Source organism: Agarivorans gilvus (genome assembly GCF_001420915.1).
GTDB lineage: Bacteria > Pseudomonadota > Gammaproteobacteria > Enterobacterales > Celerinatantimonadaceae > Agarivorans > Agarivorans gilvus.
Window position 1 is genome coordinate 3,264,444 of record NZ_CP013021.1, and the last position, 13,108, is coordinate 3,277,551.

A 13,108-nucleotide genomic window follows, 5' to 3' on the forward strand; every position below is an offset into this window, starting at 1 on the left:
AGCTTTAGCCTTGGTGGATTTGACTGCGAAAACGTAAAACTTCTTGACCCTGTACCTAGGTATAGGGTTTATCATTATCTTAAGGGAGGGCTTATGTTCAAAATTGGAGAATTGGCCAAGCAAACTGGCTTAAGTGTTGAAGCGCTGCGCTTTTATGAGCGAAAGGGCTTGTTGGCTCCCGCCGCTCGTGCGGCTAATCAGTATCGACAATATACCGAGCAAGATCTCAATCGACTGCACTTCATTCAGCGAGCTAAGCAGGCGGGCTTGTCGATTAAGGACATCGCCGAGCTGCTTAAGCTCAGAGACAATGCAACCACGGTTCGCTGTAATGATGTGAGCCGAGTGGTGGGGCAAAAGCTGGCTAAGGTGCAGCAGCAATTACGAGAGCTGCAAGCCTTTGAGGCCCATTTAAAAAAACTTCACAGTGAGTGTTGTGGTGGCGAAGAAAGCGCCGAGTCTTGTTCAATACTAAAGGCCTTAGATGATGTTATGGAATAATTTATTAGCTTTGTTTTTGAGCGCCGCGCCTTGGCTATTTATTGGCTTTGTGATTGCCGCCACCATTAAATTGGGAGAACCCAGCCGTTGGCTAGCAAAACACCTAGGTAACAGCAAACCCAGTACCACGGTGAAGGCTGCCTTAATTGGCGCGCCTTTGCCTTTGTGTTCTTGTGGGGTCATTCCTGCGGCCATGGGGCTGCGCCGGGCCGGTGCCTCAAAGAGTGCAACCACCTCATTTTTAATTGCCACGCCTGAGACTGGAGTGGATTCGGTGGCGGTATCTTACGCCTTGTTAGGCCCAATAATGGCTATCGTTAGGCCCATCGCTGCTGTGGTTAGTGCCATTGTGGCGGGCTTGTTAGTGGGCAATGCCGAAACCGAAACTGCCCCAAGCGCCGCCGCTAAGTCTTGTTGCAGTGGCAGTAGCTGTTGTGGGGGAGAGGCTAAGCCCGCCGAGCAAACCAGCTTTAGCCAAACCATCAAAACTTGGCTACACAACTTTAAAGAGCTGGTGGAAGACAGCTACTTTTGGTTACTAATTGGTTTAGTGTTTGCCGGTTTAATTCAGACTTATATGCCAGAGAGCTTTATGACGCGCTGGGGGCAGGGCTGGTTAACCATGCTAGTAATGGTGCTGGTGGGGATCCCGATGTACATTTGCGCCACCGCTTCTACGCCCATCGCCGCAGGCTTGATGCTGGCAGGGGTGTCTCCCGGTGCGGCTTTGGTCTTTATGTTGGCAGGGCCTGCCACTAATATCGCCACTTTGATGTTGGTGCGCCAAGAAATGGGCATGCGTGCTTTAGTGGCCTATTTAGTGGGAGTGATTGGCAGTGCCATGGTATTTGGTTGGGGCTTGGATGTTATGGTGAGTCATTGGGGTTGGCAAATCAATCCAGCGCAATGGCAGGAACAACAGCTACTCAATAGCGGCTGGGTAATAGGCAGTAGCGCTATTATTGCCGTGTTGATGTTAATGGCGGCGGTGAACGATCTGCGGCAACGCTGGTTTAGCGCCGCCGCTTAATCAGTTGGTGTTAGTCCTTGCTGGGCACGCGTTTAAACTTGGCACCATTACTCAAGCGTAGTTGCTCACCATCTAGGGTAAGTGGCTGCGCTATGGCTTCAACAAATTCTGCTTCAATGGTATTGGCCATGCCAGTACACATTTTGCGAGTGAGCGCCAAAGGTTGCTCTATGATGAGCTGCTGGCCGTCCCAACTGGCTTGGCCAAAGAAATTATTACAACCGGTGGTGCCGCTAATTTTATAGCCTTGCTCATTTTGCTCTAAGTTAAAGGCTGGCAGTTTAATGTCGGCAATTTGGTAATAGTCACCGCTCATATACCAACGACTGTTAGCTAAATCCATGCTTGTCTCCGCTTGCTTGCTGGCGCAAGCACTCAGTCCTACTCCCATCATCAGTGTTAAACCCATCATCAATGGTTTATTCATAGTATTACCTCTTGGTAAGCATAAAGATTATTTTCTAGCTTATTGTAGAACACGGTGGCTTGAAAAAGTTCGCTCATTGATAAAATTAATCGCAAATTTTCCAACATAATGAGTAACTATCGGCCATATTAGGGCCAAGTCGGGCTCAAATGCGAGATGTTTCACACTTATTGCTCGATTCTCGTCCTATGCTCAGCTCAACAATCACGGAAGCAAATTAAGTAGGTAACGATGAACCAGCAAGCCACAGTTTTTCATTTGGGCTTAAACCCAGAGATGTTAAAAGGCGCACGTTTAGCGATTATTCCTGGCGATCCTCAGCGTGTAGAACGCATCGCCTCATTATTAGAACAGCCAGAATTATTAGCCGCTCACCGAGAGTTTACCTCTTACCTTGGTTTTCTCGATGGTAAGCCAGTAGTGGTATGTTCTACTGGTATTGGTGGCCCTTCTACCTCGATAGCCGTGGAAGAGCTAGCACAATTAGGCGTAACTACCTTTCTACGGGTAGGCACTACGGGAGCGATTCAACCGCACATAAATGTGGGGGATTTAATTGTGACCACAGCATCGGTACGTTTAGATGGAGCGAGTAGCCATTTCGCACCGATGTGTTTCCCAGCGGTGGCCGACTTTTCTTGTATGCAGGCATTAAACGCCGCCGCTTTAGAGGCTAAGGCCACTTGCCATGTGGGTGTGACCGCTTCCAGTGATACCTTCTACCCTGGGCAAGAGCGTTACGATACGGTGTCTGGACGTGTTACCAAGGCTTTGCAAGGCTCAATGGCTGAATGGCAAGCCATGGGCGTGCTTAACTTTGAAATGGAAAGCGCCACGTTGTTTACCATGTGTGCCTCGCAGGGCTTAAAAGCCGGTTGTGTCGCTGGGGTGATAGTGAATCGAACTCAGCAAGAGATTCCCGATGAAAGCTTAATGAAAAATACCGAAAGCCAAGCGGTGAATGTGGTAGTGGAAGCGGCTCGTAAAATGTTAGCTGAAGCTTAAACTGTCGTTTTATAGTGTTTAAGGCCCAAGCTTACTTGGGCTTTTTTGTGCGCGGTTGCTTATAAAGATAGTCGCATATCTAAATTGTCTTGTTGATTATAGGCGGTGTAAAAACGGCCAATTTCGGCAAAGCCTGCTTTCTTATAAAAGTGAATAGCCCTGAGGTTGCTGGCTTGGGTTCCACCCATTAATACCAAGCTTTTTAAGCCCTGTTGTTGGCAATAGCTGATGAGTTCAGCCATGGCTAATGAAGCCAGCCCTTGGTTTTGATAGTGGTCAGCGATGCAAGGGGCAAACCGAGGCTCTAACTGGAAGTTCAAACCTATACCCGCTTGCTGATAGCGTTGTTGCTCGGCTTCTGCCGGAGTGAAATCCAAGATGAAATAACCCACAATGGCCTGTTTCTCACATAAAACCAAACGTTGAATTTGCGCTTCTGGCTGGGCAGTGCAGAGGGCATGAGCGGTGCTTTCATCTAAGGGGTGAGGGCCGAAACGGGCCCGCGTTTCGGTGCCTAAGTTGCGCAGGAAATCTGCAAAATTGGAAGCATCACTGCTACGCAAAGGCCGCAGCTGTAGTTCTTCACCATACTTATTGGAGAGCCTACGGTGCATTGTGGTATTCCTGGTGAGGTAGTTTATTTTCCCGCACTTAACCGAGGTTAATTACGGCTAGCTAGCTGAACAATATAGTAGCGCTACAGTTAATCGCAAGGGCATCTATATGAACAGCATTATTCCAGCATTACAGTGGCGTTATTCGTTAAAGCAATTTTCCAGTCGTAGCATAGAACCGAGCCACTTAGAGAGTTTAGTCGAAGCTGCTCGGTTATCGGCCTCGTCTTATGGTCTTCAACCTTATCAAGTGTGGGTGGTGGAAGAGCGGAGTCTACTAGCCAAACTGGCCGAGGCAGCCTATGGCCAAGAGCAGCTTAACAGTTGTTCGCATTTATTGGTTTTTGCCAACGAAACGTCGATTGGCGATAGTACCGTAGATGATTACTTTGCTCGCTACTATCAACAAACCAATACGACAGCAGAAAGCTTGGCTGGTTATGCCGAGCATATCAAGGCGGCTCTGCGAGATAAAACTCAACAGCAGCGGTTGGCTTGGGCGGAGCAGCAAGCTTATTTGGGTTTGGGCTCGGTATTATGTCAAGCTGCGGTTTTGGGAATAGATAGCTGCCCAATGACCGGGTTTGAGCAAGCGGCGGTTAATCAGATATTGAGTTTAGGCAAACACAATTTAAGTGCCAGTGTTATCTGTGCGCTGGGCTATAGAGAAGCGGATGCTACTCCGCCTAGCAAAGTGCGCAAGGAGAAGGCCGAATTTGTACACTATGTTGGGTCATTGGAGGTGACAAAATGAATTTAGATGACTATTTGGCAAAATTGGCGCTGACGCCACCCGCTCAACCTGACTTGGCTTTTCTTCAGCGTTTAGTGGTTCGCCATTTGGAGTGCTTCAGTTTTAATAACTTAGCCGTATTGCTTAAGCAGCCGTTGCCTTTAGATATACCGGCTTTACTCGATAAAGTAGTGTATCAGCAGCGGGGCGGCTACTGCTTCGAACACAATAAGTTGGCCTACCAATTACTTGAACACTTGGGTTATTCCCCCAAAATCGTGCTGGGCCGAGTATTGAATAACTATATTCGCCCTGTGCCCAGAACCCATCGCTTTAATCTGCTTGAGTTAAACGGTGAAAAATACTTACTCGATGTGGGTTTTGGCCCGGCGTGCCCGGTGGGCTTAATCGCCTTAAGCCAGGCTAATGCTCAGCCCGCGGGTTTAGATAGTTACCGGATCCGCGCTCTGGAAAACAATGAGTACGAATTGCTACAGGATAACGGCAGCGAGCCATTCATTCTATATCGCTTTGACTTAGCCGAGTATAGTGAAGCTGACTGTGAACTAGGGCATTTTTACTCTCACCAACATCCCGACGCGGTATTTGTTAATAACCTGCTGGTTAGTCGTAAAAACGCCGAGCAAGTTTGGGCCCTAAGCAACACTACTTTTACTCATCGGCAGGGCGAGCAGCGCAGTGAGACCCTAGTGAGCTCGGCGGCCCAGTTACATCAGCTGCTTACTCAGTACTTCTTTATGGCTTTAGCGCCAGAGGTGTGTGAATTTTTGTTTGAGCGCTACCTCGCACCTAAGCTTCCTGAGGCCCAGTCTGATAATAGGGCTAGCCAATGAGCGCCCGAATTTTGGCCCTAATGTGGGCCGGTTTAATGGCTTCCTCGTTTGTGGCTTCGGCCAGAATCACCGATTATGCCTCGCCACTTGTTACCACTGGTTTGCGCTTCGGATTTGCGCTACTACTCATGACCCCAATCTATTGCTTAACAAGGTCTCGGCGTAGTCTTTCGTTACGAGAGTCGCTTTACTCAACTAGTTTTGTGCTACGTTATTTACTGATTAGTGGCAGCTTAGTTGGTTTTTTCATTGGGCTATTTACCGCCTTAAAAACCACTACCTCGTTGAATACATCGGTAATTTACACTTTAGTTCCGATTATCGGTGCATTGTTCGCCAGCCTGTTTGGGCAAGCCACGGGGCTTAGGCAGTGGTTGGGTTATTTACTGGGGGCTGGTGGAGCAATATTGGTATTGTTATTCACCCGCGATGGTAGCATTGAGTGGCACAAAGGGGATGCCATTTATTTGGTGGCGTGTTGTTTGCTGGCTTTTCATGTTGTGGCTGTGCAACGTTGGAGTGCTAAGGTGTCGGCCTTTGAAGGAGCCTACTTAATACTGCTATTTGCTAGCGCTAGTTTGTTACCTATGGTGCTGGTATTTGGAGAGTTAAGCTCGGTGCAGTGGCTTAACCTACATTTCTGGAAGCTACTGGCTTATCTCACGGTGTTTACTACCTTAATTACGTTCATCTTGCAGCAGTGGGTTACGGCGCGGGCAGGCGCGGCTTGCTTGCTTGGCTTCAGTTACACTATTCCGGTATGGGGAGCAGGTTATTTTGCCCTTACCTACGATGATTTTAGCCTGCTTTCCAGCGGGTTTGGGCTTGGCCTGCTGATGGTGATTTTGGCACTATTGATGATTGATGGCCGCTTTACGCGAGTAAGTAGAGGAGCGCATGGACCGACGCTATCTTAAACAACAGTTAATGGACTTCTTTAATCAGTATCAACTTGGCATAAACTGGCGCTTACTCACGCTTAATTTCGAGGTGCATTCACTTCACAAGGGGGAGTGTTTGGTTCATCAAGGGGAGCATTCTTCTAAAGTGTTTTTTTTGAATAAGGGTTTGCTGCGCTACTACAGCCTAAGCGATAATGGCAAGGAATATACCCAAACGCTGGCTAAAGCGCCGCGTATGGTGGGCTCTACTCGGGCGATGGTTAGTGAGCAACCGAGCTTGTTTAGTATTGAAGCGCTCGAACCATGCTTAGCGATTTCTTTCTCATGGAAGTCGTTTTATCAGCAAATGAGTCAAGATCTGGCTTTTATGCAAGCCTATGCCAAATTTATGGAAAGCATCTTTATCAGCAAGGAGATGAAAGAGCACAGAATGGCCAGCCATTCAGCAACCCAACGCTATTTGGATTTTTGCTGCGATTTCCCCGAGTTACAACGAAGCCTACCTCAGCAACAAATTGCTTCCTATATTGGTATTACTCCGGTGGCTCTCAGCCGCATTCGCGCTAAACTGAAAAATACCATGGGTTAGAGTGAATCCATTTATCGGGCTTGGCTTATGTTGCTGGGTAAAGTTGCCTCATTCAGCTAAGTAACTCGGAAAATTCTTGATGCAGCGCCTTACCTTTGTCGGCTAAATGATCCAGTAACGAGAGCATACTGCAATTGATGATTCGCTCTGGGGGGAAGTCGTTGGCTTCTAGTAGGGCTAAGGCTTTATCGAAACGTCCTATGTCGTAGGCGATGTGCGCATCTGAACCAATGCTTAGAGGGGCGTCGTGCAGTTTGGCCAGTTGCACGATCCGCTCACAATTGGCTTCGCTGCCCTTGCGTGAGTGAATAAACGAACTGTTGTTGATCTCCAAAGCAACGTTATATTGCGCGGCCGCTTTAACGATGGTTTCAGCATCGATGGGAAAAGCGGGGTTGCCGGGGTGGGTTATCACATTCACCAGCCCACTTTTGATGGTATTAAGCATGGCCTCGGTATTGATGTGTATCGACTGCGGTGGAAATACTTCCTGATGAAATCCGCAGAGAATAATGTCTAATTGAGCTCTCATCCGCTGATTGCAGTCAATCTCTCCCGCTGGCGATTTGATGTTGGCCTCGATGCCGCGAAGAATGCCAATGCCCTGATCAACCCGAGGAAATAAGGCGCTATTAATAAAGTGCCACTCGTGCGGAGCGTCTGTCATATCTGGCCCGTGGTCGCTTACCGCAAACATCTTAATGCCATTTTGCTTGGCGTAATGAACATAGTCGTGCAGGGTGCTATAGGCATGGGTGCTGGCGATGGTATGTAAATGCAGATCGACTTCGGGTTTGATTTTCATAAGAGCCTCTACGCAAACGAGTGCAAGGGAAGGAGCATGTTTATTGTCGCCAAGATAGAGCTATTCAACAAGCGCAAAACTGACAAAGGAACTTATTTAGTTCGGCGGCATCAATGAATAGAGCTTGTTTACCATCACTTGTGCTTAGTAGAGAGTTTGCTTAGACGCTGGGTGAATAAATGATGGTTTGATTTCGACCTTGGTGCTTAGCCTGATATAGCGCGTCATCAGCCTGTTTGATTAACTGATCTAAGGATTCATCTTGATGATGTAAGGGAACAATGCCAAAACTAGCGCTGAGATGAATAGTAAAATCGAACACCGGAAACGGTATATTGCTTATCTGCTCACGTAAGCGCTCAACTAACACAAAAGCGGTTGCTTGATCGGTTTCGGGTAATGGCATCGCAAATTCTTCGCCACCTAATCTCGCCTAGATTGTTGGTTGAGTAAGTTTGCCAATTTAACCAGTACGGCATCACCCACCGCGTGACCAAAGCTGTCGTTGATGCTTTCAAAGTGATCGATATCCAGCATGACGATAGAGAGTGAGCGATGATAGCGCTGGGCCTCTATTAAGTGCTGCTGGGCTATTTCATAAAATGCCCTGCGATTATAGATATTAGTAAGTAGGTCGATACGTGCGCTTATTTCTGCCGCATTCTTAGCCTGTTCTAATTCAAAGCGAAGAGCTAGGTAGCTATCCAATTTTTATGCTGTTCTAAGCTAATCATCGATAAAAAAGCAAAGATGAACAGCAACATGCTGGCCATTATTGGGTTGTTCTGAGAATGAGGTAATAAGTAGTAAGCCATTTGGGGGACTAACGCGCTAGCGATAAATACCGGAGGAGCCCATTTTAGCTGGTGGTAAGCGGTAACGGCACCAGCGGAGTAGCCTACAGACACTAATATAAGATAAAGCATGGCGCTGTCGACATGTTCAAGCTCCAGATAAAAGAAGATCGCATTAAACAGCCAGGCTAATAAAACGAGTTGCAGGTAAAAACTCACCGCCCATTTAGTGATTTTGGCATCGCTGATGTTGGAGCGATTAAAGTGACGGCAAATGAGATAGTTTACTAAGATGTAGACCCAAAGTAGGGCGACAAGCATTAAGGGTTGCTTGAGTGTTGTCGTTTTTGAGACGATAAACAGCAGCATAATAGAAGAGACTAACAGCGAAAAAAGACCGGAGATACGGTTCTTATAAACTACGCGCACGCACTCAGCAAAAATGCGTATATTGGCTTAGTAGTTGCTTTATTTCGATTAAAACTGGGTCTGGGTCTGGGTCTTTCAATATCAGTGTGTTTACTAACTCTAGTGATGACTCAACGCTCGCACCATTTCGAAGTAAAAACTTCAGGTTATTGACATTCTTTGCTATTACATTGAGCTGTAGTGGGGTTAAAGCATTGTAAGGTGAGGGTAAGTAGCTATTTCCAGCATTTACCTTAAGGCCATTATTGATAAAAGCTTGAGCTATATCGTACTTCATATTGCTATCAAGGTTGAGAATAGGGTCTAAGCCACCTTCGGCTAAGTCATTCGCACCTTGTTCGTTATATCTAAATTGTTTCAGGTGTGCGTTGCATATAAATTCAGGATAATAAAATCCCTGCTCACCAGTAGAGCACATTATTAGTTGGAAAGTACTCATGGCCGATAGCGAGTAAACGGTTAGAGCTATTGAACTTGCGACTACGGTTGACGTTAAAACGACTAATTTTGATTTTATAGACATGTTAACTCCAAACCCTTGGTAAATGGTTAGCTGGAACTTTGTAGTCTAAAAATGCAGTTAACGGAAGGTTCTTTTCGTTTGTATCTATCTTTTTTACTAAGTAAATGGCGAGAATGTTTTTAAATCTTCTTGCTAGTTTGTTTATGACCACACCGTAGATCTTTATGCTTAGTAAATCACTGGCAGTAGCATGTTTATACCAATACTTCTTTGAAGATTTAGCAAATTTTCTCATTACGCTGAATGCCTTAGCTGAAGGGTTCGCTGTACTTCTAAACAAAGCCTCTACATACCCAATTGAGTATGAAGCATCAATCGCCTCAACTAATAAACCTTCAGCTAGATTTAGTTCTCTATGATTCATTGGAAGCTGGTCAATGGTAGGGTGCTCGGAAGGCTTAAAAATAAATTTGAGTATCAGTCTGGCCTCATCCGCAGTGATGAGTATTTCACTTGGGCTGAAATTTTTTAACTGTTTTCGCACCTTCATTTCCTGAATTATTAATGATAACAAAATCAGTATATTGTTGGGGATGCTTAGGTTCAAGATATTGCTTTATAAAGAAGCTGGAGTTTGATTAATTGAGTCTGCTAATCATATAGATATCTAAGAATATTCTGGAGGATTTGTCCACTTCCCCATTAATGAGACAGTTCTAAAGTAGAGTTTTCCAGTTTTGCTCGGTAAGCAGCCGGTGGCAAATTACCGAGACTTTCATGGGTTCGTTCTTCGTTGTAATCCAAACGCCAGAACCAAGCCATTTCTCGGACTTGTTCTAGCGATTCAAATAAATACGCATCCAAAAATTCTCGACGGAACGAGCCATTGAAACGTTCCACAAATCCGTTTTGCTGAGGCTTACCTGGCTGGATATAAACCAGTTGAATATGGTGCTGTTCACACCAATCTGTCAGCCTTGCCGAGATAAGCTCAGGCCCGTTATCGACTCGTAATTGAACCGGTAGACTACGCTCAGCTTTAATTTGCTCAAGTACGCGTACAACGCGCTCTGCTGGCAATGAACTATCTACCTCAATGGCAAGGCATTCCCGCGTACCTTCATCTACTACATTAAGTGTGCGGAAGCGTTTCCCGCAATAAAGTCCGTCATGCATAAAATCTAAGGCCCATTGATAGTTGGCTTTCGCTTCAACCTGTAATGGTTGCGCAATTCGCTTCGGTAATACTCGTTTAACCCGCCGTTTAAGGTTGAGTCCCATTTGGCAATACACGCGATAAACGCGCTTATGATTGAATGGATACCCTTTGTAACGCAGTCGGCCAAAGCACTTCCAAAAGCCCGCTCTGGGGGACTTCTTAAGCTCAGAATTCAACGCATCAATGACAGCAGCATCCCTTTGACGCCAATCGACTAATGGCCGGTAATAACTTGAACGGCTGATGTCAGCCAAGGTACAGGCTTTCAGAATGCTCAAGCCGGCACCGACCAATAATTGGGCACAGCTCCGTTTTTCTGCTGTCACCAGCCCTTTTTTGCGAAGAGTTCCTTCATCGCATGGTTTTCCAAACTGACTTCGGCAAATAACTTTTTCAGCTTCGAATTTTCCTCTTCCAACTCTTTGACTCGCTTGAGTTCAGAAGCATCCATGCCACCGTACTTAGATTTCCACTTATAGTACGTGGCGTTACTCATTCCGTGTTTACGACAGATATCTTCGACCTTCATCCCCGCGTCAGCTTCTTTGAGAATGTTGACGATCTGCGTTTCGGTAAAGCGTGATTTTTTCATGGCGTTCTCCTACGTTAATGAGTGTAGAAAACTCCATTTAAATTTGTGTCATTTTAGGGGAAGTGGACAGATTAATTATGTTTTCACATACTTTTCCGCGTGTGACAAATACAAAAATGTATGGTCCGCCTCGTTATTGCAATGATAAATTTCGATAACGGGGTTGGTTATGCGCTAATGTATTCGGAGTCTAATTGGGCCCTCTCGCCACCTGCTCCATGATGAGTTCCGCGCTGGATTATCCTCAAAAAAGCCGAAAGCTTTTATAAGCTGTTTTTTGTGTCAGGTTTTAATCCAGTGGTTCTACCGTTTTCGTCATCTCTATTCTCATTGCAAACCCGGTGCTAACGCCTTACTGTTAAATGCTTGTTTCGTCTTCATGACTGCCCAAGTTATTCGGGCAAGCTTGTTAGCCAATGCTTAAAGGGGCGTCGTGCAGTTTGGCCAGTTGCACGATCCGCTCACAATTGGCTTCGCTGCCCTTGCGTGAGTGAATAAACGAGCTGTTGTTGATCTCTAAAGCTACGTTGTATTGCGCCGCCGCTTTAACGATGGTTTCAGCATCGATGGGAAAAGCGGGGTTGCCGGGGTGGGTTATCACATTCACCAGCCCACTTTTGATGGTATTAAGCATGGCCTCGGTATTGATGTGTATCGACTGCGGTGGAAATACTTCCTGATGAAAACCGCAGAGAATGATGTCTAACTGAGCTCTCATCCGCTGATTGCAGTCAATCTCTCCCGCTGGCGATTTGATATTGGCCTCGATGCCGCGAAGAATGCCAATGCCCTGATCAACCCGAGGAAATAAGGCGCTATTAATAAAGTGCCACTCGTGCGGAGCGTCTGTCATATCTGGCCCGTGGTCGCTTACCGCAAACATCTTAATGCCATTTTGCTTGGCGTAATGAACATAGTCGTGCAGGGTGCTATAGGCATGGGTGCTGGCGATGGTATGTAAATGCAGATCGACTTCGGGTTTGATTTTCATAACGGCCTCTAAGGTATGAAAGGGGGATTAGCCAATTCATTGTGGCTAAGATCTGCTCTGCCAACAAGTGTTCAGCTGGAATAGGCTCAGTTAGGGTTAAATTAGGCGTTTTAAACAACACTTTTGGATGGTGTTAGGCGTTGTTTCCTAAATCAGATTGAACTAACTCAGCAGTCGCGGATCTGATCTGTATCTATATCTGTCGGGTCACCAAACATGGGTAAAGCGAAAGGCAACATCACCAACTGGAAGCTGTACAACAGTGCACTGAAGCAACGCGGCTCATTGACCTTCTGGATGGATGAGAAAGCCATAGAACTATGGAATAACACTGAGCGCAGTGGTCGTCGAGGGCGCAGCCAAACTTACAGTGACACCGCTATCGCAACTGCGCTGATGATTAAAGGCGTATTCAAGTTACCACTGCGTGCTCTTGAAGGCTTCATCAACTCATTGTTTCGCCTGCTCAAGGTCGACTTAAAATCTCCCGATTACAGTTGTATAAGTAAGCGAGCAAAGACTGTTGAAGTCAACTATCGCCTACCTAGCCAAGGTCAAGCGGCTCACCTCGTTATCGATGCTACAGGTCTTAAGGTGTTTGGCGAAGGAGAGTGGAAGGTGCGTAAACACGGCGCTGAAAAGCGTCGAGTCTGGCGAAAACTGCATATGGCAGTAGATGCCCAGAGCCATCAGATAGTGAGTGCTGAGGTCTCGATGGACTGGGTTCACGATAGTGAAGTGTTACCCACCTTGTTGAGACCGCTGCGGCGCAAAGTGAAAGCAGTAAGCGCTGATGGTGCCTATGACACACGGCAGAGCTATCAAGAAGTACAACGTAAGAAGGCTGTTGCACTAATCCCCCACGCAAGAATGCAGGTATGTGGGAAGCGGGTCACCCACGGAACGTTGCAGTAAAAGCCTTGAAGCAAGGTGAGTTGGAAAACTGGAAACGGGACAATGCTTACCATCTTCGTTCACTATCGGAGACGGCGATGTATCGTTTCAAACAACTGCTTAGCGACAAGTTGAGTCTACGTTGTTACAACGCCCAAGTCGGCGAAATCATGGCCGGAGTGTGCGCGTTGAACAAAATGAGCAGGCTAGGTATGCCTGCTCGTCAGCTAGCTGAATAAAGAGGAAAACGCCTTGGGGTTACTGCA

The 13,108-nt window shown here is 46.5% G+C and carries 14 protein-coding genes and 3 pseudogenes; 8 read left to right on the forward strand and 9 right to left on the reverse strand.

Annotated elements, in window-relative coordinates; translation table 11 throughout:
• Window positions 1–93: 93 nt before the first annotated feature.
• Window positions 94–501 (forward strand): Zn(2+)-responsive transcriptional regulator, encoded by a 408-nt coding sequence (zntR, locus tag AR383_RS15440; protein WP_055733940.1) that lies wholly within the window; start codon window positions 94–96, stop codon window positions 499–501.
• Complete coding sequence (locus AR383_RS15445) at window positions 485–1,531, forward strand: SO_0444 family Cu/Zn efflux transporter (protein WP_055733941.1); 1,047 nt, start codon at window positions 485–487, stop codon at window positions 1,529–1,531. The genes zntR and AR383_RS15445 overlap by 17 nt, the downstream gene beginning before the upstream one ends.
• 10 nt (window positions 1,532–1,541) lie before the next feature.
• Here the strand turns inward: AR383_RS15445 and AR383_RS15450 are convergent, their stop codons facing one another.
• Window positions 1,542–1,958 (reverse strand): META domain-containing protein, encoded by a 417-nt coding sequence (locus AR383_RS15450; protein WP_055733942.1) that lies wholly within the window; start codon window positions 1,956–1,958, stop codon window positions 1,542–1,544.
• A gap of 231 nt (window positions 1,959–2,189) precedes the next feature.
• Between AR383_RS15450 and udp the strand changes: the two genes are divergently transcribed.
• Window positions 2,190–2,963, forward strand: a complete 774-nt coding sequence (gene udp / locus AR383_RS15455; protein ID WP_055733943.1) for a uridine phosphorylase — start codon at window positions 2,190–2,192, stop codon at window positions 2,961–2,963.
• A 59-nt stretch (window positions 2,964–3,022) separates the two neighbouring features.
• On the opposite strand, the gene AR383_RS15460 is transcribed toward udp, so the two are convergent.
• Window positions 3,023–3,577, reverse strand: coding sequence for a GNAT family N-acetyltransferase (locus AR383_RS15460; RefSeq protein ID WP_055733944.1), 555 nt, complete (start codon window positions 3,575–3,577; stop codon window positions 3,023–3,025).
• A 109-nt stretch (window positions 3,578–3,686) separates the two neighbouring features.
• Here AR383_RS15460 and AR383_RS15465 point away from each other — a divergent pair, with 109 nt between their 5' ends.
• The 4 genes from AR383_RS15465 to AR383_RS15480 are packed head-to-tail and all read left to right on the forward strand — an operon-like array spanning window position 3,687 to window position 6,655.
• Complete coding sequence (locus AR383_RS15465) at window positions 3,687–4,331, forward strand: NAD(P)H-dependent oxidoreductase (protein WP_055733945.1); 645 nt, start codon at window positions 3,687–3,689, stop codon at window positions 4,329–4,331.
• Entirely contained in the window at window positions 4,328–5,164 is an 837-nt protein-coding gene (locus tag AR383_RS15470) for an arylamine N-acetyltransferase family protein (RefSeq protein ID WP_055733946.1), read from the forward strand. Before AR383_RS15465 ends, AR383_RS15470 begins: the two co-directional genes overlap by 4 nt.
• Window positions 5,161–6,081 carry a DMT family transporter gene (locus tag AR383_RS15475; protein WP_055733947.1) on the forward strand — a complete coding sequence of 307 codons (921 nt, stop codon included), beginning with the start codon at window positions 5,161–5,163 and terminating at the stop codon, window positions 6,079–6,081. Before AR383_RS15470 ends, AR383_RS15475 begins: the two co-directional genes overlap by 4 nt.
• Complete coding sequence (locus tag AR383_RS15480; protein WP_055733948.1) at window positions 6,062–6,655, forward strand: Crp/Fnr family transcriptional regulator; 594 nt, start codon at window positions 6,062–6,064, stop codon at window positions 6,653–6,655. The genes AR383_RS15475 and AR383_RS15480 overlap by 20 nt, the downstream gene beginning before the upstream one ends.
• Before the next feature lie 52 nt (window positions 6,656–6,707).
• Here AR383_RS15480 and AR383_RS15485 read toward each other — a convergent pair whose 3' ends face one another.
• The 7 genes and pseudogenes from AR383_RS15485 to AR383_RS15525 all read right to left on the reverse strand — a co-directional run.
• Window positions 6,708–7,454: a phosphatase gene (locus AR383_RS15485; RefSeq protein WP_198150255.1), complete on the reverse strand. Its 747-nt coding sequence runs from the start codon at window positions 7,452–7,454 to the stop codon at window positions 6,708–6,710.
• Between the two features lie 166 nt (window positions 7,455–7,620).
• Window positions 7,621–8,168 (reverse strand): annotated as a pseudogene (locus tag AR383_RS22175) (GGDEF domain-containing protein).
• Window positions 8,153–8,575: a hypothetical protein gene (locus tag AR383_RS15500; protein WP_055733952.1), complete on the reverse strand. Its 423-nt coding sequence runs from the start codon at window positions 8,573–8,575 to the stop codon at window positions 8,153–8,155. The pseudogene AR383_RS22175 and the gene AR383_RS15500 overlap by 16 nt, the downstream one beginning before the upstream one ends.
• 112 nt (window positions 8,576–8,687) lie before the next feature.
• Complete coding sequence (locus AR383_RS15505; protein WP_055733953.1) at window positions 8,688–9,206, reverse strand: hypothetical protein; 519 nt, start codon at window positions 9,204–9,206, stop codon at window positions 8,688–8,690.
• A 1-nt stretch (window position 9,207) separates the two neighbouring features.
• Window positions 9,208–9,690 (reverse strand): hypothetical protein, encoded by a 483-nt coding sequence (locus AR383_RS15510; protein WP_157051756.1) that lies wholly within the window; start codon window positions 9,688–9,690, stop codon window positions 9,208–9,210.
• 158 nt (window positions 9,691–9,848) lie between these two features.
• Window positions 9,849–10,957 (reverse strand): IS3 family transposase gene (locus AR383_RS15515; protein ID WP_157051611.1). Its coding sequence is split into 2 segments (ribosomal slippage): window positions 9,849–10,708 and window positions 10,708–10,957, totalling 1,110 coding nucleotides; the frame shifts between segments, so codons are not numbered across the junction.
• Window positions 10,958–11,369: 412 nt separating this feature from the next.
• Window positions 11,370–11,942, reverse strand: a pseudogene (locus tag AR383_RS15525) (PHP domain-containing protein); the annotation flags it as partial.
• A gap of 222 nt (window positions 11,943–12,164) precedes the next feature.
• Here AR383_RS15525 and AR383_RS15530 point away from each other — a divergent pair.
• A pseudogene (locus AR383_RS15530) lies at window positions 12,165–13,081 on the forward strand (IS5 family transposase).
• Window positions 13,082–13,108: the final 27 nt, after the last annotated feature.